At 71.7% G+C, this 25,529-nt stretch carries 17 protein-coding genes; 16 read left to right on the top strand and 1 reads right to left on the bottom strand.

The genetic code is table 11. The annotated features are described in order from the left end of the window. Window positions 1-224: 224 nt before the first annotated feature. Complete coding sequence (locus AC069H_RS40665) at window positions 225-740, bottom strand: M15 family metallopeptidase domain-containing protein (RefSeq protein ID WP_478229913.1); 516 nt, start codon at window positions 738-740, stop codon at window positions 225-227. Between the two features lie 154 nt (window positions 741-894). On the opposite strand from AC069H_RS40665, the gene AC069H_RS40670 reads away from it, so the two are divergent. The 16 genes from AC069H_RS40670 (at window position 895) to AC069H_RS40745 (ending at window position 25,369) form a co-directional block, all read left to right on the top strand. Further along, window positions 895-1,629, top strand: a complete 735-nt coding sequence (locus tag AC069H_RS40670; RefSeq protein WP_478235883.1) for a response regulator — start codon at window positions 895-897, stop codon at window positions 1,627-1,629. Next, window positions 1,626-3,032, top strand: coding sequence for an ATP-binding protein (locus tag AC069H_RS40675; RefSeq protein ID WP_478235884.1), 1,407 nt, complete (start codon window positions 1,626-1,628; stop codon window positions 3,030-3,032). The genes AC069H_RS40670 and AC069H_RS40675 overlap by 4 nt, the downstream gene beginning before the upstream one ends. Beyond that, window positions 3,029-3,490, top strand: coding sequence for a GerMN domain-containing protein (locus tag AC069H_RS40680; protein WP_478229861.1), 462 nt, complete (start codon window positions 3,029-3,031; stop codon window positions 3,488-3,490). Before AC069H_RS40675 ends, AC069H_RS40680 begins: the two co-directional genes overlap by 4 nt. A gap of 236 nt (window positions 3,491-3,726) precedes the next feature. Beyond that, window positions 3,727-4,476: a 2,3-dihydro-2,3-dihydroxybenzoate dehydrogenase gene (gene dhbA / locus AC069H_RS40685; protein ID WP_478235885.1), complete on the top strand. Its 750-nt coding sequence runs from the start codon at window positions 3,727-3,729 to the stop codon at window positions 4,474-4,476. Window positions 4,477-4,630: 154 nt separating this feature from the next. After that, window positions 4,631-5,827, top strand: coding sequence for an isochorismate synthase (locus AC069H_RS40690; protein ID WP_478235886.1), 1,197 nt, complete (start codon window positions 4,631-4,633; stop codon window positions 5,825-5,827). Next, window positions 5,824-7,446, top strand: coding sequence for a (2,3-dihydroxybenzoyl)adenylate synthase (locus tag AC069H_RS40695; RefSeq protein WP_478235887.1), 1,623 nt, complete (start codon window positions 5,824-5,826; stop codon window positions 7,444-7,446). Before AC069H_RS40690 ends, AC069H_RS40695 begins: the two co-directional genes overlap by 4 nt. Continuing rightward, the gene (locus AC069H_RS40700) at window positions 7,443-8,111 is read left to right on the top strand and encodes an isochorismatase family protein (RefSeq protein WP_478235888.1); all 669 of its coding nucleotides are present in this window, start codon (window positions 7,443-7,445) and stop codon (window positions 8,109-8,111) included. Before AC069H_RS40695 ends, AC069H_RS40700 begins: the two co-directional genes overlap by 4 nt. Next, a complete protein-coding gene (locus tag AC069H_RS40705; protein ID WP_478229856.1) occupies window positions 8,111-8,344 on the top strand; it encodes a phosphopantetheine-binding protein in 234 nt (77 codons plus the stop codon). The genes AC069H_RS40700 and AC069H_RS40705 overlap by 1 nt, the downstream gene beginning before the upstream one ends. Further along, entirely contained in the window at window positions 8,341-9,195 is an 855-nt protein-coding gene (locus AC069H_RS40710; RefSeq protein WP_478235889.1) for a siderophore-interacting protein, read from the top strand. Before AC069H_RS40705 ends, AC069H_RS40710 begins: the two co-directional genes overlap by 4 nt. 26 nt (window positions 9,196-9,221) lie before the next feature. Further along, window positions 9,222-10,226, top strand: coding sequence for an ABC transporter substrate-binding protein (locus tag AC069H_RS40715; RefSeq protein WP_478235890.1), 1,005 nt, complete (start codon window positions 9,222-9,224; stop codon window positions 10,224-10,226). After that, complete coding sequence (locus AC069H_RS40720; protein WP_478235891.1) at window positions 10,223-11,206, top strand: FecCD family ABC transporter permease; 984 nt, start codon at window positions 10,223-10,225, stop codon at window positions 11,204-11,206. Before AC069H_RS40715 ends, AC069H_RS40720 begins: the two co-directional genes overlap by 4 nt. After that, on the top strand, window positions 11,203-12,225 hold the full coding sequence (locus AC069H_RS40725) for a FecCD family ABC transporter permease (RefSeq protein WP_478235892.1): 1,023 nt from the start codon (window positions 11,203-11,205) through the stop codon (window positions 12,223-12,225). The genes AC069H_RS40720 and AC069H_RS40725 overlap by 4 nt, the downstream gene beginning before the upstream one ends. Further along, on the top strand, window positions 12,222-12,998 hold the full coding sequence (locus tag AC069H_RS40730) for an ABC transporter ATP-binding protein (protein WP_478235893.1): 777 nt from the start codon (window positions 12,222-12,224) through the stop codon (window positions 12,996-12,998). Before AC069H_RS40725 ends, AC069H_RS40730 begins: the two co-directional genes overlap by 4 nt. Then, window positions 12,992-22,957 carry an amino acid adenylation domain-containing protein gene (locus tag AC069H_RS40735; RefSeq protein ID WP_478235894.1) on the top strand — a complete coding sequence of 3,322 codons (9,966 nt, stop codon included), beginning with the start codon at window positions 12,992-12,994 and terminating at the stop codon, window positions 22,955-22,957. The genes AC069H_RS40730 and AC069H_RS40735 overlap by 7 nt, the downstream gene beginning before the upstream one ends. Then, window positions 22,954-24,360: a DHA2 family efflux MFS transporter permease subunit gene (locus AC069H_RS40740; RefSeq protein ID WP_478235895.1), complete on the top strand. Its 1,407-nt coding sequence runs from the start codon at window positions 22,954-22,956 to the stop codon at window positions 24,358-24,360. Before AC069H_RS40735 ends, AC069H_RS40740 begins: the two co-directional genes overlap by 4 nt. After that, entirely contained in the window at window positions 24,347-25,369 is a 1,023-nt protein-coding gene (locus AC069H_RS40745; protein ID WP_478235896.1) for a 3-deoxy-7-phosphoheptulonate synthase, read from the top strand. The genes AC069H_RS40740 and AC069H_RS40745 overlap by 14 nt, the downstream gene beginning before the upstream one ends. The last annotated feature ends 160 nt before the right edge of the window (window positions 25,370-25,529 follow it).

The raw sequence follows: 25,529 nt of genomic DNA on the forward strand, positions 1-25,529 counted from the left end.
TTTTTTCTTTTTGGCGAGACTGGCCCTTCCCCTCCCCTGGGGGGGGTGGGGGGGGTTTTTGGGGGGAAAACCAAAACCCCCCCCCCACGACCCCCTCGACCCACGACCTGGCCGAAGGTGCCCCTTCGTCGCATCAGACGCAGCGAAGGGAGCCTTCACCCCACCCGTCAACCTCGCCCAAGATCAACTTAAGCTACGTGACATTGGGTGGGAACGGTCCCGCGCTAGTCACGGGCGCGTGAGTGGGTCGTCCGCCAGCCGGGATGCGGCAGCCGCGCGGGCGGAGCCTCGCCGGGCCGGTACTCGAAATGCCACCATTCGTTGTCGTAGATCCGGTAAAGCGCGAAGCGGGCGCCGTGGACCTCCAGCCACTGCGCGCCTTCGCGCGGCCGGACGTCCAGCGCGGTACCGCTGACGTGCGCGGAATCCTGCGGCGGCAGGACACGCTTGCCGCTCCGTCCGGCCTCGGCGAGGTACAGCCGATGCTGCTCGGCGGCGTCCCGGTGCCCCGAGGTGACGCCGAGGAGCGTGCGGTGCCGCCAGAACGCCTCGGTCCTGGCGGCGGTGAACGCGGCGAGCGTTCCGGCGGTCAGCCCGGCGAGATTTTCGGCGGGGAACCGCAGTGACAGCGCCCAACCGCAGGCGAGCCGCCGAGCCTGGCCGGGGGACCGCAGCCACGCCGGGATCAGCAGCAGTACCGCGAGGACGCGGGTGATCGCCGCGAGCAGGAGTTCTTTCATGACGTCGACACTCGCCGACGCCTGTGCGAACCCGATCGCGGCGGCGTGCGCGGACGCCGACGAAAATGTCACCGTTCCGCACGGAGCACGCCGTGACAGAACGAAGACATTCCGTGGACGTTCCGCGGAAACAGGATGGGCACCATGGCGTGTCATGGACGAGCGGATTCCGTCCGGCGCTGCGATAGTCGTCGGCATGCCCAGGGTGCTGCTCATCGAGGACGATCAAGCCGTGCGTGACGGGATCAGCATGGCGCTGGGCGGCCGTGGCCACGCGGTCGACGCGGTGGCCACCGGCGAGGAAGGCCTCGCCCGGCTCGCGTCCCGGCCGCCGGATATCGTCGTACTGGACCTGATGTTGCCCGGACTGGACGGTTTCGAGGTCTGCCGCCGGATCCGGGCGGCGGGGGATCTGCCGATCATCATGCTCACCGCGCGCAACGAGGATATCGACGTGGTGGCCGGACTCGCCGCCGGCGCGGACGACTACGTGGTCAAACCCGCCAGGGCGCAGGTGCTGGAGGCGCGGATCCGCGCGGTGCTGCGCCGCAGCGGGCAACCCGCGGCGGCGGCGCCCACGCCGGCCGAGATCGAGCGGCACGGCGACCTCGGCATCGACCGTGCCGCGCTGACGGTGACCAAGGGGGACAAGCCCGTCGCCCTCGCCCCGACCGAACTGCGGCTCCTGCTCGAACTCACCCAGGTGCCTGGCCGGGTGCTCAGCCGCCAGTACCTGTTGGAAAGCGTGTGGGAGCACGGGTACTTCGGCGACTCGCGCGTCGTCGACGCTTGTGTACAGCGGCTGCGCGCGAAGATCGAGGACGATTCGTCCGCGCCGGTATACGTGCAGACGGTCCGGGGGTTCGGCTACCGGTTCGGACCACTGTGAAGTTCGGTGGGCTGCGCACCCGCCTGCTCCTGGCCTTCAGCCTGCTGGTCGTGATCACCGCGGCGACGGTCGCCGGCGGCGCCTACGTCCAGTCCCGCACCGTGATCCTCCAGCAGGCGCAGGACGCCACCGCCCGCGTCCTGGTCGACAAGGCCACCGCGCTGTTCCCGCTCGGCCCGCTGCCGCCGGCCGACGGAACGCTGAGCCGGATCAGCGGCGAGCTGTCCGACCGTGACCTGAGCTCACTGGTCCTGTACGAGGACGAGTCGAGCGGGAACGAGCAGATGCGGGCGCTGATCTCACCCGAGCTTCGCGAGCGAGTCCGGTCAGGAAATGTCGCCTGGCAACGAGTCGACTCCCGCGGCACGCCGATGCTGGTGGTGGGCACCAGGTTCACGGTTCTGCTTCCCGGTGGGCAGCAACGGGATTCGGGCATCGAGGCCTACATCGCGCGCAGCATGGCGCCGGAGGCGAAGAGTATCGACGAACTCGCCACCCGGGCCTGGCTGATCGGCGGAGTGGCGCTCGTCTTCGCGATCGGGCTGGCGTTGCTGGCCGCCCGCGGAGTCCTGCGGCCGGTGCGGGAACTGGGCGACGCGGCGCGGCGGCTGGGGAAGGGCGACCTGCGCGCGCGGATCAGCGTCCGCGGCTCGGACGAACTGGCCGGGGTGGCGCGCACGTTCAACGAGACGGCCGAAGCGCTGGAGCGGCACGTCGGCGAGCTGGAACGGATGGAAGCCGACGCGAGGCGGTTCGTCGCCGACGTCTCCCACGAACTGCGCACCCCGCTCGCCGCGATGACCGCGGTCGCGGACGTACTGGAGCAGGAGGCGTCGAAGCTGCCGGGGGACGCCGGTCGCGCGGCGAAGATGAGCATCGAGGAGACGCACAACCTGACGCGGCTGGTGAACGACCTCATCGAGGTCTCCCGCTTCGACGCCGGTGCGGCCGCGCTGGCACCGGAAGAAGTCGACGTCGCCGAGGTCATCACGGCGAGCTTGCGTATCCGGGGCTGGACGAGCGAGGTGGAGGGAGACCTGCCCTCCGGGATCTTCGCCGAGTGGGATCCCAGGCGGGTGGACGTCATCGTGGCGAACTTGGTCGGGAACGCGTTGCGGCACGGGGAAAAGCCGGTCTCACTCCGGCTTTCCGAAGCGGGGGAGTGGATCACGCTGGAGGTCTCGGATCGCGGTCCCGGGCTGGCGCCCGAGGTGCTCCCGCACGTGTTCGACCGGTTCTACAAGGCGGATTCGGCCAGGGCGAGGTCCGGCGGCAGCGGGCTCGGACTGGCGATCGCCTGGGAGAACGCCCGGCTGCACGGCGGCAGCCTGAGCGCGGCCAACGGCGTCGACGGCGGTGCGGTGTTCACGCTGCGCCTGCCCCGGCTGGGAGTGGCGGCATGAGGAAGAACTGGCTTTCGGCGCTGCTGATCGTCTCGGTGGTCGCGGGCTGCGGCGTCCGGCCCAGTGCCGTGATCTCCGGTGCGCCCGCGCCGGCGGGCCCCGCGAACGGCGCGGTGCTCTACTTCCTGTCCGGCGGGCAGCCGGTGCGCGTGTTACGCCCACTGGCCCAGGAACTTCCTCCGGCGAGTCCTGTCGATCTGCTCGCCACCGGGCCGGACGAGAGCGAGCGGGAACGGGACTACACCACGGAAGTCCCACCCGGCACTGTCGTTCTGGACCAGACGCCCGCGCCGAACGGGGTCACGGTGACCTTGTCGGTCGGCGTCGCCGGGTTGTCGGCGAGGGCGGTCGACCAGATCGTGTGCACCGCCAGGGATTCTCTCGGCGGGAGCGCGCAGATCACCTTGCGGGGCGAAGGATCCGTCCGCGGTCCGCTGTCGTGTCCCTTGCCCGGTTAGCGGCGGCCACGGTCCGTGAAGGCCTCCTTCACTACCTTCAGGGTAGGGAAGGAGGCCTTCACGGACCGAACCAGCCAGGGCCGGCCCGCATACGCGGGCGGCACGCACCACGGCATTTTTACCCGCCCCGTCCAGGCCGGAAGTGTCCCGAATCACCGGTGCCGGTCCCTCGCTTTGCCTCGATCGGACCGCTAGCTTAGGCAAGGCTAAGCAAATGGAACGGGGGTGGTTGTGGCGTGGAAGGGATCGAGGGCAAGGTCGCGCTCGTCACCGGAGGCGCGCGCGGGATCGGGGCGGCCGTCGTGGACGCGCTCGCCGGGGCGGGTGCGGTCGTGGCGGCGGTGGATCTGGCGGAAAGCACTCCCCGGGACGGAGTGACGTCGTTCGTCGCGGACGTCGGGGATCCCGCCGCCGTCGCGCGGGTCGTCGACGAGGTCGAACGCGAACTCGGGCCGATCGGGATCGGCGCGTCCGTCGCGGGTGTACTGAAGCCGGGGTCCGTCTGCGACACGAGCGACGAAGACTGGGCGGCGACCTTCGCGGTCAACTCCACCGGTGTCTTCACCGTGCTCCGCGAGATTTCCCGCCGGATGGTGCCCCGCCGGAGCGGTGTGCTGGTGACCGTCGGGTCGAACGCGGCGGGAGTCCCGCGCAGCGGGATGGCCGCTTATGCCGCGTCGAAGGCGGCCGCGACGATGCTGACCCGCTGTCTCGGGCTCGAACTCGCCGGCTCCGGCATCCGCTGCAACATCGTCTCTCCCGGCTCGACCGACACCGAGATGCAACGTCTGCTGTGGACGGACGAGAACGGCGCGGACCGTGTCATCGCGGGAAATCCGGAGCAATACCGTGTCGGCATACCGCTGGGCCGGATAGCCGAACCGGCCGATATCGCCGACGCAGTCCTGTTTTTGGCCTCCGACCGCGCGCGGCACATCACGATGCAGAACCTCTACGTCGACGGCGGGGCCACGCTCCGCGCGTGATCTCGATGACGCAACGAAGACTTTTCGGGTCCGTATGATTAGGTTAGGCTAACCGAAAAGGCGCGTCCGGGGGTGGCGTTCCGCGTCGCATAGGGCGCCGCAACACCACGGGGTGCCGACCTGGTCAGTAGTATTCGCGAAAGGGAATCCAGTCGTGTCCTCACCTGCACCGGCTCGACCAAGGCCGGTCCACCAGGCGGCCGATCTGCTGGCGGCGTACCTGCCCGGATCGTTCTACTACTCGTCCGCTCGAGGATCTCTTCTCGCCGACGGGGTGTATTCCCCGGTCCACGCGGTGCCGGGTAAACGTGCCCGTGCCGCCGCCGAAGTCCTCGACGCCGCCCTTGTGGCGGGAGTGACCGAACCCGTGGTGGCAGGAGCGATCGGATTCCGGCCCGACGCGCCGAGCAGCCTGGTGGTGCCCGCCGTGGTGCGCCGGGCAGGACCACCGAAGGCGAGTGGTCCGGTCGCCCCGCTCGGCGGCGGGACCTGGTCGGTGTCGCCGCGGCCCGCGCCGGAGGTCTACACCACTGCCGTCGCCAAGGCGCTGGACGAGATCCGCGACGGTGACCTTCGCAAGATCGTGCTGGCCCGCTGCCTCGACCTCACCGGTGGCGATCCCATCGCCGTGCCGCGGCTGCTGGCCCGGCTCGTCCACGCCGATCCGGCGGCCCACGCTTTCGCGGTCGACGTCAGCGCGCCGGGGGATCCCGCGCCGCGCACCCTGGTCGGCGCGAGCCCGGAACTGCTGGTCTCCCGCCGCGGCCGTGTGGTGACGGCCAACCCGCTGGCCGGATCGCGGCCGCGAGTGGCCGACGACGCCGAAAACGCCCGCCGGATCGACGATCTGCTGGCGTCCGGAAAGGACCGTGCCGAACACGCCCACGTCGCCGCCCAGGTGGCCGAAGTGCTGGGCCGGTTCTGCGTCGACCTCGACGTCCCCGCCGAGCCCGAGGTGATCGGCACGCCCACGATGTGGCACCTCTCGACCAGGATCAGCGGACGGCTCGCCGACCCGGGCGACGCCGGGTCGTCCGCGCTCGGGCTGGCGGAAGCACTGCATCCGACACCCGCCGTCTGCGGTGTCCCGACCGCGCTCGCCCGCGACACGATCGCCGCGCTCGAACCCGAGGATCGCGGCTATTACGCGGGTCTCGTCGGCTGGACCGATCAGGACGGTGACGGCGAATGGGTCGTCACCATCCGCTGCGCCGAGGTCCGAGACCGCACCGTGCGGCTGTTCGCCGGCGCGGGAGTGGTGGCGGGTTCCGATCCGGCGGCCGAACTCGCCGAGACCGGCGCGAAGTTCGGCACCATGCTGCGCGCGCTCGGCCTGGAGGGAGTGGAATGACCTCCGACCACGTGCCCTGGCCGCCCGAAACCGCCGCGCGCTACCGGGCTTCGGGATACTGGCGCGGCCAGACCTTCGGCAAACTGCTGACCAGCCTGGCCGAGGCCTATGCCGAGCGTCTCGCCGTGATCGGCGAGAACGCCCGCTGGACCTTCGCCGAGCTCGACGAGCGGGCGCACCGGCTCGCGGCCGGATTCGCCGGGGCCGGAATCCAGCCGGGTGACCGGGTCGTCGTGCAACTGCCGAACGTGCCGGAGTTCGCGTCCGTCGTGTTCGGACTGTGGCGGGTGGGCGCGCTGCCGGTATTCGCGCTGCCTGCCCACCGGGCGAGCGAACTGCGGCATTTCGCCGGACAGAGCGAGGCGGCGGCGATCCTGACCGTCGGCGAACACGAACGGTTCGACCACGCGGCCATGGCGCACGCGGTCGCCGCCGAAATTCCTTCGGTGCGGAACGTCTTCGTCGTCGGCACGGAGGAGTTCGCCGTGCTCGAAGCGGCGACCCCGCGTGCCCTGCCGGATCCGGATCCCGCCGGGGTCGCGTTCCTCCAGCTGTCCGGCGGCAGCACCGGCCTGCCCAAACTGATCCCGCGCACGCACGACGACTACCTCTACAGCGTCCGCGAAAGCGCCCGGATCTGTGGCCTGCGCCCGGAAAGCGTGTACCTGGCCGCGTTGCCGGTCGCGCACAACTTCCCGCTCAGCTCGCCCGGTCTTCTCGGGGCGCTGCACGCGGGCGCGGCCACGGTGTTCGCGCCGCGTCCCGACGCCGACACCGCGTTCCGGCTGATCGAAGCCGAGGGCGTGACGATCACCGGGCTCGTGCCGCCGCTGGCCGCCGCGTGGGCGCAGGCGGCCGCGCGGAACACCCGCGATCTGTCCTCTTTGGACGTCCTGCTGGTCGGCGGCGCGAAGTGCGCGCGTGAACTGGCCGAGAAGATCGGTCCCGCGCTGGGCTGCCGTCTGCAGCAGGTGTTCGGCATGGCCGAGGGACTGGTCTGCTACACCCGGCTCGACGATCCGGACGAGTACGTCCTCGCCACGCAGGGACGGCCGATCTCGCCGGACGACGAGATCCGCGTCGTGAACCCGGACGACCCACTGTCCACTTCGGACGACGTCGTCGCGCCGGGCGAGATCGGCGCCTTGCTGACCCGTGGCCCGTACACGATCCGCGGCTACTACCGTGCCGCCGAGCACAACAAGACCGCGTTCACCGAGGACGGCTTCTACCGCACCGGGGATCTCGTGCGGCGGCACCCGTCGGGACATCTGGAAGTCGTCGGCAGGGCCAAGGAACAGATCAACCGCGGCGGCGAGAAGGTGGCCGCGGAAGAGGTCGAGAACCACTTGATGGCGCACCCCGGCGTGCTCGACGCCGCCGTCGTCGCGGTGCCGGATCCGTACCTGGGCGAGCGCACCTGCGCCTACGTCGTCCCCGCTGCCGGTGCCGAGCCCGCCGCGGCGGAACTGCGCCGGTTCGTGCGCGAACGGGGGGTGGCGGCGTTCAAGGTGCCCGATCTGGTCCAGGTGGTCCCGGAGTTCCCGGTGACCGGCGTCGGCAAGACCAGCAAACGCGAGCTGCGAGCGGCGCTGACCGCTCTGGCGAAGGAGAAGTGAACGTGTCGCTCCCCAAGATTCAGCCGTACGCCCTGCCGACGGAGGCCGAGCTGCCCGCCGGCCGGGTCGGCTGGAAACCCGACCCCGCCCGCGCCGCGTTGCTGGTGCACGACGCGCAGCGGTACTTCCTCGCGCCGTACGAAGGATCTCCGGTTCCGGAGATGGTCGCGAACATCGCCGCGCTCGCCGACGCCGCCCGCGCCGCGGGTGTCCCGGTGTTCTATACCGCGCAGCCCGGTCACCAGGCCGCCGAGGATCGCGGGCTGCTCACCGAATTCTGGGGCGACGGCATCGGCGCGGTCATCGACGAAGACCCCGCCGCCGCCGACGTGGTGGCCGAACTCGCCCCGAAACCGGGGGACAAGGTCCTGACGAAGTGGCGCTACAGCGCGTTCCAGCGCAGCACGTTCACCGAACAGCTCGCCGAGGCAGGCCGGGATCAGCTGCTGATCACCGGCGTCTACGCGCATATCGGCTGCCAGGCCACCGCGGTCGAAGCGTTCATGCGGGACATCCAGCCGTTCCTCGTCGGCGACGCGGTCGCGGACTTCTCCCGCGAGCGCCACGACCAGGCCTGCGAGTACGTCGCCCAGCGTTGCGGCGCACTGACCACCACGGCCGCCGCGCTCGCCGCGCTGGCCCCGATGCACGCCGGAGCGCGGTAATGAGCCTGACCACAGCGAAGATCCACGCCGACGTCGCCGAACTGCTCGGCTGCGACCCGGCCGAGCTGAAGCCGGAGACCGATCTCACCGACCTCGGACTCGACTCGATGCGGATCATGGGCCTCGTCGAGCAGTGGCGCACCGAAGGCGCCGACAACCTGGAGTTCGCCGACCTCGCCGAACAGCCGACCCTCGGTCGCTGGACCCAGGTCCTCACCGGGAGCACCGCGTGAGCCGCGCCGACCATCGCCACCGGCACCTCGAACGCATCGCCGAGGTGCGCGGGGGAGCGCACGCGGAGAAGGTCCCGTACCCGATCCGCGTCCGGCAGGCCGAGGTCGTGCGCACCACGATGATCGGTTCCGGACTGCTCCGCGTCACCCTCGGCGGGCCGGGAACCGCGGGTTTCGAGGCGCATTCGCCCGACGAGCACGTGAAAGTCCTGTTCCCCGAACTGGATCCGGAACCGAAGCTGCCGGTCCAGGAGGGTGACATGCTGCGCTGGCCCAAGCCCTCGCCGACGTCGCGCGAGTACACGGTCCGCCGGTACGACCCGGCTTCCGGGGAACTCGACCTCGACGTCGCGCTGCACGAAGGCGGGCTCGGCTCCGGCTGGGCCGAGAAGGTCGCCCCCGGCACCCCGGTGCACGTCGCCGGTCCGCCCGGTGGGCTGATCGTGCCGCACACTTACGACCGCTACCTGCTCGCCGGTGATCTCACCGCGCTGCCCGCGATCGCACGCTGGCTCGAAGAACTGCCGCGCACCGCCGCGGGCTGGGCGTTCATCGAGGTCGCCGACGCGAGCGAGGAGATCGAGCTGTCCGCGCCCGAAGACGTCGAAGTGCATTGGCTGTACCGAGGCGACGTCGCGCCGGGCGCCACGGACATGCTCGCCCGCGCGGTCATGACGATCGAGGTCCCCGCCGGTGAACGGCTCTACGCCTGGGTCGCCGGTGAAGCCGGGCAGATCAAGCCGCTGCGCCGCTGGCTCAAGAACGACCTCGGGCTCGGCAAGGACGACCACGACGTGACCGGCTACTGGAAACGCGGCGTCGCGGACTTCGACGACGAGCACGACCACTGATCCCACCAAGAAGAACGAGGAAATCCATGCGCACCACCAGAACCCGACGCCTCGCCGGAGCGATCGCGCTCGCGCTGACGGTCGCGACCGCGGTCACCGCCTGCGGTGCCGGCGAAGACGGCAAGGCCGCCGACGGCGGTCAGACCCGGGTGTTCGCCGCCGACAACGGCCAGATCACCATCCCGGTCTCGCCGAAGCGGGTCATCGCCACCGGCTACGCCGTGCCCGCCCTGCTCGAAGCGGGCGCGCCGCTGGTCGGGGTGTCCAGCTGGAAGCGCGGCATCCCGCTGTTCAACGAGCAGGAGCGCAAGAAGTACGACGAGCTGGCGAAGGTCGCGGGCGAGTCGGCGGCGGAGACGAATTACGAGGCGATCGCGCAGGCGGATCCGGACCTCATCGTCATCGGTGTGCCGAAGCCGGTGCTCGCGGACATCGACATCAAGCGGCTCGAAGCGATCGCGCCGGTCGTGGCGATCGGCCCGTCGGTGCCGTCGATGTGGCGTGAGCTGTCCCGCAAGCAGGCCGACGCCGCCGGCGCGGCCGCCGGGTTCGACGCGCTCAAGACCGCGTACGACACCAAGGCCAAGGGGCTGGCCGAGAAGTACAAGGCCGTGCTGCCGCAGCTGAAGCTGGGCCACGTCGGAGCGTACGGCGAGGTCGCCAAGGGCAACTTCCAGCGTGAGTTCAACGGTTCCTGGGGCACCAACGTCGCGCAGGACATCGGCGCCACCTACTTCGGCCAGGTCAAGGTCAAGGGCGGCGGCTCGAAGGACGTCAGCGAGTACCCGTCGATCGAAGAGCTGTCGACGGCGTTCGCGCAGGCCGACGCCATCACCTACTCGGTCAGCGCCGACGGTTCCGTCCCCGCGCCGGTCAAGTACGTCCTCGACTCGCCGCTGTGGAAGGAACTCCCCGCGGTGAAGGCGGGCAAGGTCTATCCGTTCCGCTACACCGAGGCCGCCACCTACCGGGCCGCGACGTCCACTTTGGACGCCGTCGACCAGGCGTTCGCGCCGCTGCTCGAGCAGTGACCACCACCGGGCGGTCCGCGCTGCTCGGCGCCGCACTGCTCGGGCTCGTCGTGGTCGCCGTGCTGAGCGTCGGCATCGGCGCGCACGCCATCGCCCCCGGCGAGGTCGTGCGCGCCCTGCTGGGCGACGGGAATCCGAGTGACCGGGCGATCGTCCTGGACATCCGGATGCCGAGGGCGGTGCTGGCGATCGGCGTCGGCGCGGCCCTCGCCGTCGGCGGTGTGCTCGTGCAGGCCTTGTCGCGCAACGCCTTGGCCGAACCCGGTGTGCTCGGCGTGACCGCCGGGGCCGGGTTCGCCATCGCGGTGGGGTCCTCGTTCGGGCTCGCCGCGTCGGCGCCCGCCGAGCTGGGCCTTGCGGTGCTGGGCGCGCTCGGCGCTTCGGCGCTCGTGTACGCGGTCGGCAGCAAGTCGCCCCTGCGGCTGGTGCTCGCCGGGACCGCGTTGAGCGCCGTGCTGCTGGGGCTCACCCTCGGCCTGCGGTTGCTGTTCCCGGAGACCTTCGACGTCTACCGGTTCTGGTCGGTGGGTTCGCTGGCGGGCCGAGAACAGGCGCCGACCACGGTCCCACTGCTCATCATCGGCCTGTCCCTGCTGGGCGCGTTCGTGGTGAGCCGTCAGCTGAACGCGATCGCGCTCGGCGAGACGGTCGCGCATACCCTCGGCGCGAACGTCGCCAAGGTCCGGACGATCACCTTGCTACTGATCACGCTGATGGCGGGCGCGGCGACCGCGCTGGCCGGGCCGATCCTGTTCGTCGGGCTGATCGTGCCGCATCTGGCCCGGCGGGTGGCCGGGGCGTCGATTCCGTGGCTGATCGCGTTCGCCGCGCTGCTCGGCCCGGTGCTCATGCTGGCGGCGGACATCGGATCCCGGGTCCTGCTGCCGACCGGCGAGGTACCGGTCGCGATCGTGACCGCGTTCCTCGGCGGCCCGGTGCTGATCTGGGCCGTCCGCAAGTACGGGGCGGCGCCACTGTGAACACATTCGTCCTGCGGCGCGGGCGGTTCTCCGCCCGGCTGGAACGCCGCACCCTCTGGTTTCTCGTGGCGATGATCGTGGTCATCGCCGGTTTGATGCTGCTCGGGCTCTGCTACGGCGCGTCGTGGGCGAGTCCCGCCCGCGTGTTCGCCGCGCTCACCGGTTCCGGTGGCGGCCCCGGCGTGGTCATCCGCGAATGGCGCCTGCCGCGGGTACTGGCGGGCCTGGTGTTCGGCGCCGCGCTCGGCCTGGCGGGCGCGATCTTCCAGAACATCACTCGCAACCCGCTGGGCAGCCCGGACGTGATCGGGCTCGACGCCGGTGCCTACACCGGCGCGCTGTTCGCGATCACCGTGCTCTCGGGGACCTCGACGCAGCTGACCGTCGGTTCGGTGCTCGGCGGTGTGATCACGGCGGCGATCGTGTACGCGTTGTCGTCGGGCGGCGGGCTGTCCGGGCTGCGGCTGATCGTCATCGGCATCGCGATCAACGCGATGCTGACCGCGCTCAACTCGTGGATCGTGCTGCGTGCCGAACTCGAGATCGCGATCGCGGCCGTCGGCTGGAACGCCGGTTCCCTCAACGGGATCGGCTGGGACGACGTCGCGATCCCGTTCGGGGTGCTCGCGGTGCTGTTCGTCGTGCTGTTCACCAGGGCGCCGGCGTTGCATCAGGCCGCGCTCGGCGGCGCGCTGGCGGTCACCACCGGCGTCCGCTGGGACCGGCTGCGGCTCATGCTGGTACTGATCGGGGTCGGCTGCACGGCCACGGTCACCGCCGTCGCCGGTCCCATCGCGTTCATCGCGCTGGCCGCCCCGCAGATCGGGCGGCGGCTGGCCCGCACGCCCGGTATTTCCCTGCTGCCCGCCGCCCTCACCGGCGCCGTGCTGCTGACCAGCGCCGACCTGGCCGCCCAGATGCTGCTCGCGCCGGAAGCGCTGCCGGTCGGTGTGGTCAGCACCGTGATCGGCGGCGGCTACCTGATCTGGCTGCTCACCAAGGAGGTGCGGCGCATATGAGTGCCCGCTTGACCGCCCGGGACCTGACCCTGCGCTACGGCGACCGGGTCGTGTCGACCCGGCTGAGCCTCGACGTGCCCGACCGCGCGTTCACCGCCGTCGTCGGACCGAACGCGTGTGGCAAGTCGACGTTGCTTCGCGCGTTCGTCCGGCTGCTGCGTCCGGCCGACGGCGAGGTCCTGCTCGACGGCAGGGACGTCGGTTCCTTCCACGGTAAGGGTTTGGCGCGGGAACTCGGTTTCCTGCCACAGGATCCGGTGGCGCCGGAGGACGTCCGTGTCCGGCAGCTGGTCGCGCGCGGCCGGTTCCCGCACCAGTCGCTGTTCGCGTCGTGGTCCGAAGAGGACGAACGCGCGGTGATCGAGGCGATGACCGCGGCCGGGGTGGCGGGGCTGGCCGACCGGCCGGTGCAGGAGCTTTCGGGTGGGCAGCGTCAGCGCGTGTGGGTGGCGCTGGTGCTGGCACAGAAGACGCCGTACCTGCTGCTCGACGAGCCGACGTCGTTCCTCGACATCGCGCACCAGTACCAGCTGCTGAGCTTGCTGGCGCGCCTGCGCGACGAGGGGCGAACGGTGATCGCCGTCCTGCACGACATCAACCAGGCCTGTCGCTACGCCGATCACCTCGTCGCGTTACGGGATGGCCGGATCGTGGCCGAAGGCGCGCCCGCCGACATCGTCGACGCCGAGCTGATGAAGGAGGTCTTCGATCTCCCCAGCGTCGTCGTGCCCGACCCGGTGACCGGAACCCCGATGGTGGTGCCCTCATGCTGAGTCTCACCAGTCTCACCGGAGCCCAGCTGGGCATCTGGACCGCGCAGCGGCTGGAGCCCGACTCGCCCTACTACGTCGTCGGTGACGTCATCGAAATCGTCGGCGAAAAGCCGATCGACCTCGACGCGCTGACCGAGGCGATTCGCGCGACCGCCGAGGAGGCCGACAGCCTGCGGCTGCGCGTCTTCGAGACGCCGGACGGCCCGCGCCAGCTGGTGTCGGACGACGCGGTGTCGTCGCCCTCGGTGGTGGACCTGCGCGGCGAGGCCGATCCGGTGGCCGCGGCGCACGCGCGCGTGGACGCCGAACGCCGCCGGGTCGCCGAGGCTTGTCGCGGCATGGTGGACCGGCCCCTGTTCGCCCATCTCGTGCTGCGGCTTTCCGACTCGCACGTGTGGTTCACCCAGCTCGGGCACCACCTCGTGTTCGACGGCTACACCGCGGCGATGCTCGCCCGCCGGACAGCCGCTCACTACACCGCTTCGGTCCAGAGCAAGGAGGTGCAGCCCTCGACGTTCGCCCGCTTCGCCGATCTCGTCGAGGCCGATCGCGCTTACCGTGAAAGCGAACGGTTCGAGCAGGATCGCGCGTACTGGCGCGAGCGGTTCACCCCGTTGCCGGATCTCGATGACGGCGGCAACGCGTCAGGCCCGCCCGAGCACACCGTGACCGCCCGGTCGGTCCTGTCCGCGTCGGACGTGGCGAGGTTGCGTGAACTGGGCAAACGTGCCGGGACGACCTGGGGCGACGCGCTGATCGCCTGCTACGCCGCCTTCCTGCACCGCGTCCTCGGCTGGACCGACGTCGTGTTCGCGATGCCGTTGATGTGCCGTGAAGGAGCCGCGCTGCGGACCCCGGCGATGGCGGTCAACGTGCTGCCGCTGCGGGTCACGGTGCTCCCGGAGGACTCGGCGGCCGAGCTGACCACGCGGGTCGCGGGCGCGCTGAAGGAGATGCGCGCGCATCAGCGGTATCGCGGCGAGGATCTGCCCCAGGATCTCGCGGTGCCCGGCGCCGGGGCGCTGCTGCACGGCCGCGGCATCAACCTCAAGGCGTTCGACCTGAAGCTCGACTTCGCGGGCTCGCACGGCACCATGCGCAACGTCGCGGGCGGGCCGCCGGAGGACATGGGGCTGTCGGTGCTCCCGACCTCGGACGGCGGGCTGTTGCTCGGTTTCGAGGTCGACGCGCGGACCTACGACCAGGCCGCCGTCGATGCCAAGCTGACCGCGCTGCGCTGCCTGATCACCGCGCTGACCGAACCGGACGGCCCAGCGGTCGCCAGTGCCGACTTGGTGCCGCCTGGGGAGCGGGACGCCTTGCTGGAGTCGTGGTCCACCCCCGCCCCGGACAGCGAACTCCTTGGCGTACCTGAACTTCTCGCGCGACTCGATCCCGAACAGACCGCCCTGGTCTTCGGTGAAGAACGGCTGAGCGCGGGCGAACTCGTCACGCGGGTGCACCGGCTCGCGCGGGCCTTGCGGGCACGCGGCGCCGGGACCGACGACGTCGTCGCGCTGGCCCTGCCGCGGTCCGCGGATCTCGTCGTCGCCCTGCTGGCGGTGCTCGACGCCGGGGCCGCCTTCCTGCCGCTGGATCTGGCCCATCCCGTCGAGCGGCTGCGGGAGCTCGCAGCCGAAGCCGGCGCGGTGCTCACCGTGGCCCACGACCCGGAAATCGTGCCGGGACCACAACTGCTGCTGGGCGAGACCGATCTGTCCACGCTGGACTCATCGCCGCTGGATGTTCCGCGTCATCCGGAACATCTCGCGTACGTCATCTTCACCTCCGGCTCCACCGGGCGTCCCAAGGGTGTCCTCGGCCGGGTCGGCGGGCTCGCGACGCTGCTGCGCCACCACCGCGCGACCACGGTCGCCGAGACCGAACGCGCCGCGGGCAGGCCGCTGCGTGTCGCGCACACCTACTCGTTCGCCTTCGACTCCGCGCTCGACCAGCTGATGTGGCTGCTGTTCGGGCACGAACTCCACGTCTACCGCACCGACGTCGCCCGGGACGCCGACGAACTGTCGGCCGCGTTCGCCCGCGACCGGATCGACGTCGTCGACACCACGCCGTCGATGGCCGCGCCGCTCATCGACGCCGGACTGCTCGACGGCCCGAACCCGCCCGCGTTGCTCGTCCTCGGCGGCGAGGCGACTCCGCCCGCGCTGTGGCGCCGGGTCGCGGAGTCGGGTGTCCGCGCCCGCAACATGTACGGCCCGACCGAGGCCACTGTGGACGGTGCCGGATCCTGGCTGGACGACGGGGAGCCGACGATCGGGACCGCGGTTCCGGGTACGTCGGTCCGGGTGCTCGACGCCGCGCTGCGTCCGGCGCCCGCGGGAACGCCGGGTGAGCTGTACCTCGCGGGGCCGCATCTGGCGCGCGGCTATCTCGGGCGCCCCGGCGCGACCGCCGAACGGTTCGTCGCCGATCCGTTCGGCGCGCCCGGCGACCGGATGTACCGGACCGGGGACCTCGCCCGCTGGGTGCCCGGTCGCGGTCTGGAGTACCTGGGCCGTCGCGACGGCCAGGTGAAGGTGCGCGGCCACCGCGTCGAACTGGGCGAGGTCGAGGCCGCCTTGGCCGCCGTTCCCGGAGTGCGTGCGGCCGCCGCCGCGGTGCGCGGCCCCCGGCTCATCGGCTACGTCGTCGGCGAGGTCGTCCCGGACGAGGTCCGCGAGGAACTCGCCGGGCGCGTGCCGGAACACCTCGTGCCCGCCGCGGTCGTCGTACTCGACACGCTTCCGCTGACCTCCAACGGGAAGATCGACCGGGCCGCGTTGCCCGCCCCGCGCGCGGCGGCCGGAAGGACCGCCGCCACCGAACGCGAACGGCTGCTGTGCGCCACCATCGCCGAGGTGATCGGCGTCGAGGAAGTCGCCGTCGACGACGACTTCTTCGCGCTGGGCGGCGACAGCATCACCGCGATCAGCGTCAGCAGCAGGCTCCGCGCCCACGGCCTCGACCTGCGGCCGCGTGATCTGCTCGCCCGCCGCAGCTTCGAGGCGCTGGCCGCGGCGAGCGCGGAGATCGGCGGCCCGGCCGCACCGCCGGACGAGCCCGTCGGTGAGGTACCCGCCCCGCCGATCGTCCGCGCCCTGCTCGACCCGCATCCGGACGTCGCGACGATCGCCGGGTACACCCAATGGACCGCGCTCCGGCTCGACGAGGATCTTCCTCCCGCCCTGCTGACCCAAGGCGTGCAAACGCTGCTGGACCACCACGACGTCCTGCGTTTGCATTTAGAGGACGAAATGCGGGTCCGGGAACGCGGCGCGGTGAGGGCGTCCGACGTCGTCATCGAGACGACCGGCGACCCGGCCGAGGTCGCGGCGGCACTCGCGGAGTCCCTTGATCTCCGCGCGGGTGTCCTGAAGGTCGCGTTGCTACCGGATCACCTCGTCATCGTGCTCCACCACCTGGCGGTCGACGGTGTCTCCTGGCGCGTCTTGCTGCCGGATCTGCGCGCCGCGTGCGCCGGTGAAGCGCTCGAACCGGTCGGGACGTCGTGGCGATGGCACGCGCTCTTTCTCGCGGAGCAAGGGACTTCCGGTGCCCGGCGCGGCGAACTCGAGCACTGGCGTGGCGCGCTCGACGGCCCGCGCCTCGGTCACCGGCCGATCGACCGGGCCGCCGACACGGTCGCGACCGCGCGGCGTTCGGTCACCGTCGCCACCCCGGAGCAGACCGACGCGGTGCTCACCGCCTTGCCCGCGGCCTACCGCGCCGGACCCGACGACGTCCTGCTCGCCGCGCTCGTGCTCGCCCTCCGGTCGTGGCGGGGTGCTCCGGTCGAGGCCGAAACCGTGTCCCTCGAAGGACACGGCCGCGATCAAGACGGCCTGGACCTCTCGCGCACCGTCGGCTGGTTCACCGCCGAACATCCGTTGCGGGTGCCCGCCACCGCGGTGGCGGCGACCATGGACTTCGAAAGCGCGCTCACCGGCGGAGACGCGGCGGGAAAGCTGCTGCGGGCCGCCAAGGAGGCCAAACGCGCCGTTCCGGACAACGGCGTCGGCTTCGGCGTCCTGCGGTATCTCGACCCGCTGACCCGGGACGAACTCGCCGCCGTCCCACCGCCGGACGTCGTCCTGAACTACCTCGGCCGATTCGCCGCTCTGCCCGGCACCGGCTGGCGGTTGCCTAAAGAGGATCCGTTCGCGGTCACCGAACCGGCGGACAAGTCGCTGGAACAGGTGCTGTCGCTGAACTGCTTCGTCCGCGAGGACGGCCGTCCCCGGCTCGCTGTCGAATGGACCGCGGCGGGCGAGGTCCTGCCGGAGGAAAGCGTTGCGGTGCTTCAGGAAGCGTGGTCCCGGGCGCTGGACGCCCTGACCGCGCACGCCACCCGGATAGGTCCGGACGGCGGTGGGCTCACGCCGTCGGATCTGCCATTGGTCAGCCTCGACCAGGCCGACATCGACGCGCTCGAACGCCGGGGCCGGCTCGAAGACGTGCTGCCCGCGACCCCGTTGCAGACCGGGCTCTCGTTCCACACCCTGGCGCGCGGCACCGAAGACACCGACGTCTACGTGGTGCAGGCCGTCACCCTGCTCAGCGGCGCGCTCGACGCCGGCCGCATGCGGGAGGCCGCGGCGGAGGTGCTGCGGCGGCATCCCGCGTTGCGCGTCCACCTGCACACCACCGACGCGGGCGAGGTCGTCCAGGTGGTGCCCGCCGAGGTCACGCTGGACTGGCGGTTCGCGAGCGTGTCCCCCGACGAGGTCGAGGCCGAGTGCCGCGCCGAACTCGCCCGTCCCTTCGATCCGGCGACTCCGCCGCTGATCCGGTTCCTGCTGCTGACCCTCGCCCCGGACGAGCACCGCCTGGTGCTCACCAACCACCACGCGCTGCTCGACGGCTGGTCGATGCCGCTGGTCGGCCGCACGCTGCTGGCCACCTACGCCGAACTCGGCGGCGGCCCGGCCGCCCCGGTCGCGCCCTCGCTTTCGGAGTACCACCGCGTGCTCGGCGAACGCGACCCGGACGCGGCATCGGAGGCGTGGCGCGAGGCGCTGGCCGGACTCGAGGAAGGAACACGGCTCGCCCCGGCGAGCGTCGAGTCCACTGTGGAGCGTCCGGAACGCGTCATCGTGGAACTGGGCGGGGAATTCAGCGAGCGGTTGCGCGCCTTCTCCCGTGAACGCGGGATCACCCCGGCGACGGTGTTCCAGACCGCGTGGGGAGTGCTGCTCGCCAGGCTGACCGGCCGCCGCGACGTGGTCTTCGGCTGCCCGGTCTCCGGCCGCCCTGCCGACGTCCCCGGCGTCGAGCGCATGATCGGGCAGCTCGGCAGCACGATCCCGGTACGCGTGCGCTTCGACGCCGCCGAAACCGCGGTCACCGTGCTGGAGCGCGTGCACACCGAAAGCGTCCGGCTCACCGATCACCATCACGCCGGGCTGCCGGACATCCAGCGCGCGGCCGGCGCCGGCGACCTGTTCGACACGATGCTCGTGATGGAGAACTTCCCGCTCTCCAGCCGCGCCCGCACCACGCTGGCGCCCGGCCTCGAACTCGTCGGCGTCGACATCACCGACGCCACGCACTATCCGCTCACGGTGATCGTGCTGCCGGGCGACGAGTTCACCGTCGGCCTCGGCTACCAGCCACAGGCGTTCACCCGCGAGGAGGCCGAGTCCTACGGTCGCTGGCTGCGTGCCGTGCTGCACGAGATCGTGGCCGATCCGGCACGGCCGGTGTCCCGGCTGCGCGCGCTCGGCGCCGAGGAAGAACGCGCGATGCTGCGCCTCGGCGAAGGACCGGAGCCCAAGCGCGAACGCGGCGGCATGCTGGAGGAGTTCGGCCGCTGGGTCCGGGAGACCCCGGACGCGGAAGCCGTCGTGTGCCGGGACCGGAGCCTGACCTACGCCGAACTGGACCGTCGCGCCAACCGGCTCGCGAACACCCTGATCGACGCCGGAGTGAAACCACAGGATCCGGTCGCGGTCCTGCTGCGCCGCGACGTCGACCTCGTGGTCGCGTTGTTCGGCGTGATCAAGGCCGGCGCGGTGCACGTGCCGATGGACCCGGATTATCCGGCCGACCGGCTGGCGTACATGCTCGGGGACATCGGGCCCGCCGCCGTCGTGTCCACTTCGGACGTCGAAGGCCTTCCGGTGATCGACCCGGCCGAACTGTCCACCGAGGACACAGATCCGGGAATCCGGCTCAGTGCGGACGCGATCGCCTACGTCATCTACACCTCCGGCACCACCGGCAAACCGAAGGGCGTCGCGGTGCCGCATCGCGGTGTCCCGAGCCTGATCGCGCTGCAGGAGGACATCGTCGGGATCGGGACCGCCGAGCGGTACCTGCATTTCGCCTCGACGAGTTTCGACGTCGCCTTCTGGCAGTTCATGCTGCCGCTGCTGTCCGGAGGCACGTCGGTGATCGCGCCGGAGGAGGTGCGGGTCTCCGGCGACGATCTGCTGGCCTACGCCGCCGAACACCGCGTCACCGGGCTCAACCTGCTGCCCTCGTTCCTCTCCGCGATGCCCGACGACGCGACCGTCGACCCGGACGTGTTCTTCGTCGTCGGCGCCGAACGGCTCGACCCGGAACTGGCCCGGCGCTGGGGGAACCGGCGCGCGCTGTTCAACGCCTACGGCCCGACCGAGGTCACCATCAACTCGGTCACCTGGCACTACGACCCGGCCGATCCCGGCCCGCTCCCGATCGGCCGTCCGGACCCGGAGGTCCGCGCGTACGTGCTCGACGGCGGACTGCTCCCGGCCGGGACGAACGTGACCGGCGAGCTGTACCTGGCCGGGCCGAAGCTCGCCCAGGGCTATGTCGGCCGGGCGGCGCTGACCGCCGAACGGTTCGTCGCCGACCCGTTCGGGCCGCCGGGGGAGCGCATGTACCGCACCGGCGACCTGGTCCGCTGGCGGCCGGACGGGCAGATCGTCTTCCTCGGCCGCGCCGACCACCAGGTCAAACTGCGCGGGTTCCGGATCGAACTCGGCGAGATCGAGACCGCGCTGACCGCTCACGACGACGTGCGCGCCGCCGCGGTGATCGTCCGGGAGGACCGGTTGGTCGCGTACTTCGTCCCCGTGGACGGTGCCGAACCCGACCCGGCCGCGCTGCGCGCACACCTCGCGGCGGAGCTGCCCGCGTACATGGTGCCGAGCGCGTTCGTCGCGCTGGACCGGCTCCCGCTCGGACCGAGCGGCAAGCTGGACCGCGCCGCGCTGCCCGCGCCGGAAGCCCGCTCCGACGGCGGACGGGAACCCGCCACCCCGGCGGAAGCGGTGCTGCTGCGAGTGGTCCGCGATCTGCTCGGACCCGACGTCGGGCTGGACGACGGCTTCCTGGACGCGGGCGGCGACAGCATCGCCTCGCTGCGGGTCGTCTCCCGTGCCCGCCGCGAAGGGCTGCACCTGACCGCGCGCGACGTCCTCGAAGGCGGCACGGTCGCGGGGATCGCCGCGCGCTGTGGCGAGCCCGAACAGGCCGAGGAAGCCCACGCCGTGGGCGATGCCCCGCTCACGCCGATCATGCGCGATCTGTTGCGGCGCGCGGGAAAGGCGGCCGACGGGTTCTGCCAGTGGGTCGAGATCTGCGTGCCTTCGGCGGACGACGTCCCTCGCTGGACCGCGGTGCTCGACGCCGTTCTCGCCCGCCACGACGTCCTGCGCGCACATCTGGTCGAAGACACGCTTCGTGTCCCGGACGTCGGCGCCGTGACCGGTGCCGACGTGCTCACCGCCATCCGCGTGTCCCGTGATCCGCGTGCGGCGCTGGACGCGCAGGTCGTGCAGATCGTCGCGCGGATGGACCCGCGCACCGGCCCGCTGGTGCGGGCGGTCTTGGTGGACGTCGGCGAGGAGCGACCGGGGCGGTTGCTGCTTGTGGCGCACCACCTGGTCGCCGACGCGGTGACCTGGCGTGTCCTGCTCGACGACGTCGAACAGGCCTTCCACGGCAAGACCCCGCACCGGCGCGGGCAGTCGTTCCTGGGCTGGGCGCGGTCGCTGCGCGCGGCCGCCCCGCATCGAGAGGACGAATTGCCGTACTGGCGAGGGATCGCCGCCGCGCCGGAGACCACGCTCGGCCGCACCCGGCTCGATCCGGCGCGCGACACCGTGGCGACAGCGCGGCACCACCGGCTCGACATCGGCGAGGACACCACCCACGCCGTGCTCACCGCGCTGCCCACGGCGTATCGCACGGGCCCGGACACCGTGCTGCTGACCGCGCTCGCCCGCGCTGTCGCCGCCTGGCGCGAGACCGTCGCCGACCTGGTCGTCGCCGTCGAAAGCCACGGAAGGCCGGGACACACCCCGGACTTCACGGGCACGGTCGATCTGGCGCAGACCGCCGGCTGGTTCACCGCCGTGCATCCGGCGCGGATCGCCCCACCGGACGGACCGTTGCCGGACGCGCTGCGGGCGGTGCGCGACCATCTGCGCGCGGCGGGGGACGGCCTCGGGCACGGAATTCTCGGCGTCGGCGGCCCGCGGCCCGAGATCGCCTGGAACTATCTCGGCCGGTTCCCCGAGGCTCCGGTCGAGGAGACCCTGTGGCAGCGTCCGCCGGACGCCGATCCGCTCGGTTCCGGCGGTGGTGCGGAGATGCCACTGCCGTACGCGCTCACGGTGAACGCGATGGTCCCCGACGGTGGCACGCTCGGGGTCCGCTTCACGTGGCCGTCCGCGCTGTTCACCGAAGACGAGATCGCCGTGCTGGGCGAGCATTTCCGCCGGGAGCTGGACGCGCTCGCAGCCGACGTGCCCGGCCCCGGCGAAGTCATGCCGCTGACCCCGTTGCAGGAGGTGATCCTGCGCGAGTCCCGTGCCGCGGACGAAGATCCGTATCCGGTGCAGGCCGCGTTCACGCTGTCCGGTGAACTCGACGTCGAGGCGCTGCGGGCCGCGGCGAACGCGCTGGTCCGACGGCAGCCGAACCTGGGCGCGGTGTTCCCGACGTCGCACGAGGTCCAGGTGATCCCCGCCGAGCCGCTGGCCGGTTTCCGCGTCCGCGAAGTGTCCGAAGTGGACGCCGTGTTGGACGAGGAGCTGGCGGAACCGTTCGATCTGCCCCATGGTCCGCTGTGGCGGGTCACCGTGCTGCGGCACGGGCCAGGCCGTCAGACGCTCGTGCTGACCAGTCACCATCTGCTGTCCGACGGCTGGTCCGCGCCGCGCGTCCTCGGCGAGTTGTTCGCGCTGTACGCGGGGAAGCCTTTGCCGGAGCCGGTGCCGCCGACTCGGTACACCCGCCTGCTCGCCGCGGCCGATCACTCGTCCGACGTCCGGGCCTGGCGGGCGGAACTCGCCGGCCTGCCCGAAGGCGATCACTTGCCGCGTACCGGCGGGTCCGCCGAACCGGCTCTGTTCACTGTGGACGGTCAGCTGGTCGCAGAGCTGACCCGGCTGGGCGCCGCACGGGGCCTCACCGCCAACACCCTGTTGCAGGGCGCGTGGGCGGCCGTCCTGGCGACCCACGCCGGGCGCCGGGACGTCAGCTTCGGGGTGATGACTTCGAATCGGACGTCCGATGTGGACGGTGTCGAGGACATCATCGGCCTGCTGGCGAACAGCGTCCCGGTCCGCGCCCGGTTCACCGGGACGGTCGCCGAGGCGCTCGCCGATTTGCAGGCGCGGCAGCAGGCGATGGCCGCGCACCATCGGATGGGGCTGCCCGAGCTCGCGTCGCTGGCCGGCCGCGAGCGGCTGTTCGACAGCCTGCTCGTGTTCGAGAACTACCCGGTGGACCCGGCGAAGCTGCGCGAACCGGCGCCCGGCCTGACCGTCACCGGGACGAGGTTCCGTGAACGCACGCACCACCCGGTGAGCGTCACCGTCGTCCCCGGCGAGCACGGCTGGGAAGGTGTTCTGTACGCGAGGGAGACCGACGCCCGGTCGCTCGCCGACGACCTGGTCGGGTTCCTGCGGAAACTGCCGTCCTGGTTCGACGCCGACGCCGCCGGGTTCGCGGGGGAGCGGTGACCGCGCGCCCGATCGACGCCGCCCTGTGGCGCACGGCGGCCGTCCTGGTGCTCGGCACGTTCATGGCGACCTTGGACAGCACGATCGTCTCGGTGGGCGTCGACACCCTCGCCGACGAGTTCGGCGCGCCGGTCACCGGCGTCCAATGGGTGACGACGGCGTACCTGCTGGCCGTGGTCACGGCGGTGCCGGCGTCGGGCTGGCTCGCCGACCGGTTCGGTGGCAGGCGGGTCTGGCTCACCGCCGTCGTCGTGTTCCTGCTGGCGTCCCTGTTGTGCGCGCTGGCGCCGACCCTGCCCGCGCTCATCGCCTTCCGTGTCCTGCAAGGACTCGCGGGCGGCCTGCTGCCACCGACCGGTCAGGCGCTCCTGGCCCGGGCGGCAGGACCGGACCGGATCGGGCGCGTGATCAGCGTCGTCGGTCTCGTACCGCTGTTGTCGCCGGTGCTCGGCCCGATGGCGAGCGGCACGATCCTCGCCGTCGCGGACTGGCCATGGCTGTTCTACGTCAACCTCCCGGTCGGTGTGGTGGCGGTGATCCTGGCCCGGCGCTGGGTTCCGGCGAGTGAACCCGGCGGCAAGGGTGCGCGCTTCGATTTCCGCGGCGCGCTGCTGCTTTCGCCGGGGCTCGCCGTCCTGGTCTTCGGGCTCACCTGGTTCGAGCAGGGGACGCCGGTGGTCGCCGGGATCGCCGTCGTGCTCGGCGTCGTGATGCTCGCGGCGTTCGTGCGGCACGGCCTGAGCGCCGAAGCGCCCTTGCTGGATCCACGCTTGTTCACGCGGCCTCCGTTCGGGGTCGCCGCGCTGGCGCTGGTGCTGCTCGGCGCGTCGGTGTTCGGCACGATGTTCCTGCTTCCGCTCTACCTGCAGCGTGGTCCCGGACTGTCCACTTGGGACACCGGACTGCTGCTGGTGCCCCAGGGCATCGGCGCGGCGGCCGGTTCCGTACTGGTGAACCGCCTGGTCGACCGGATCTCGCCGCGCACCCTGGTGCTGAGCGGGATCGGCCTGGTCGCCCTCGGCACCGCGCCCTTCACCCAGCTCGGTCCCGGTCTTCCGGACTGGGTCATCGTGCTTTCGTTGCTGCTACGCGGTTTCGGCGCGGCGATGATCGGCGCGCCGGTGATGACGATCGTCTACCGCCGGGTCGAACCCGCCCGGCTGCCCCGCGCCGCCGGGGCGCTGAACCTGCTCAACACGCTCGGCGGCTCGATCGGCACCGCGGTACTGGCCGTGGTGCTGCAGGCCCGGCTGGCCGCCCGCGGCTCGGACGTCGCCGCGGCCTTCGCCGACGCCTTCTGGTGTGTTCTCGGCCTCGCCGTCGTGGCGGTGGCCGGTGCGACGCGGCTGCCCCGGGCCGGGGTGGCCGCCCCCGACAAGAAGAGAGGTCATGCGGATGCTTGACCAGGACACACTGCCCAGTCCGGCCGAAGTGGCCACGAGCGGCGTCGTGCCGGACGAGATCGTCCGGCACCGCGAAACCGTCGCGGACGTCCTCGCCCGCCGCGACTCCCGGCTGCTCGTCGTCGTGGGCCCGTGTTCCGTGCACGACACCGACGGCGCGCTCGAGTACGCGCACCGGCTCGCCGAGGCGTCCCGCCGGTTCGCCGACGATCTCGTCGTGGTCCTTCGCGCCTACCTGGAGAAACCGCGGACGATCGCGGGCTGGACCGGTCTGGTGCCCGACCCCACCCTGGACGGCAAGGGCGATCTCGCGTCCGGTGTCCGGCTCGGACGGCGGTTCCTGGACGAGGCCGCCGCGACCGGGCTGCCGCTCGCGTACGAGTTCGTCGACCCGTTCCTCGCGCCGTACTTCGCGGACACCGTCAGCTGGGGCGCGATCGGCGCGCGGACCGTCGCCAGCCAGCCGCACCGGCATCTGGCGTCCTGGCTGCCGATGCCGATCGGCATGAAGAACTGCGTGTCCGGGCGGCTGGACACGGCCGTCGCCGCGGTCCGGGCGGCCGCGCTGCCGCACGTGTTCCCAGGCGCCGCGGCCGACGGGCGCCCGCGGATCCAGCGCAGCGCCGGGAACCCGGACGCGCACCTTGTCCTGCGCGGTGGCCCGAAACCCAACCATCACGCGCACGCGATCGCGGACGCCCTCGATGCGCTGACCGCCGCCGGTCTGCCGCACCGGCTCGTCGTCGACGCCTCGCACGGCAACAGCGGGAAGGACCACAACCGGCAGCCCGTGGTCGTCGCCGACCTGGCGGACCAGATCTCCGCGGGCAACGACGCGCTGGCCGGGGTGATGATCGAGTCGTACCTCTCCGACGGCAGGCAGGACGTCGGTTCCGCGCGGCCCCGGCCGGACCTGAGTATCACGGACGCTTGCCTGGGCTGGGAGCGGACGGTTCCGCTGCTGGAGTCTCTCGCCTGCGCGAACGCGGTGCGGCGCATCGCCTCGTGAGCGGTGAGGTGTCTTGGGCAGGCAGGGGGCCGGGGGTGGTCGTGAGTGGCGAGTCGGGTTCTCACCCCAACCGCCCCCCCCCACCCCCGTGGCCCCCCCCGTGCCCGCACCCCCGTCCCCCCCAAACACCCTCAAGAAAACCCCCCCCCGCCTGGCCCCA

It is taken from the genome of Amycolatopsis sp. NPDC043887 (assembly GCF_056435665.1).

Coding starts and splice junctions, on each gene's coding strand:
- AC069H_RS40730 (WP_478235893.1), top strand. CDS start 12,222: ATGAGTGCCCGCTTGACCGCCCGGGACCTGACCCTGCGCTACGGCGAC.
- AC069H_RS40680 (WP_478229861.1), top strand. CDS start 3,029: ATGAGGAAGAACTGGCTTTCGGCGCTGCTGATCGTCTCGGTGGTCGCG.
- AC069H_RS40745 (WP_478235896.1), top strand. CDS start 24,347: ATGCGGATGCTTGACCAGGACACACTGCCCAGTCCGGCCGAAGTGGCC.
- AC069H_RS40695 (WP_478235887.1), top strand. CDS start 5,824: ATGACCTCCGACCACGTGCCCTGGCCGCCCGAAACCGCCGCGCGCTAC.
- AC069H_RS40705 (WP_478229856.1), top strand. CDS start 8,111: ATGAGCCTGACCACAGCGAAGATCCACGCCGACGTCGCCGAACTGCTC.
- AC069H_RS40735 (WP_478235894.1), top strand. CDS start 12,992: ATGCTGAGTCTCACCAGTCTCACCGGAGCCCAGCTGGGCATCTGGACC.
- AC069H_RS40715 (WP_478235890.1), top strand. CDS start 9,222: ATGCGCACCACCAGAACCCGACGCCTCGCCGGAGCGATCGCGCTCGCG.
- AC069H_RS40670 (WP_478235883.1), top strand. CDS start 895: ATGGACGAGCGGATTCCGTCCGGCGCTGCGATAGTCGTCGGCATGCCC.
- AC069H_RS40665 (WP_478229913.1), bottom strand. CDS start 740: ATGAAAGAACTCCTGCTCGCGGCGATCACCCGCGTCCTCGCGGTACTG.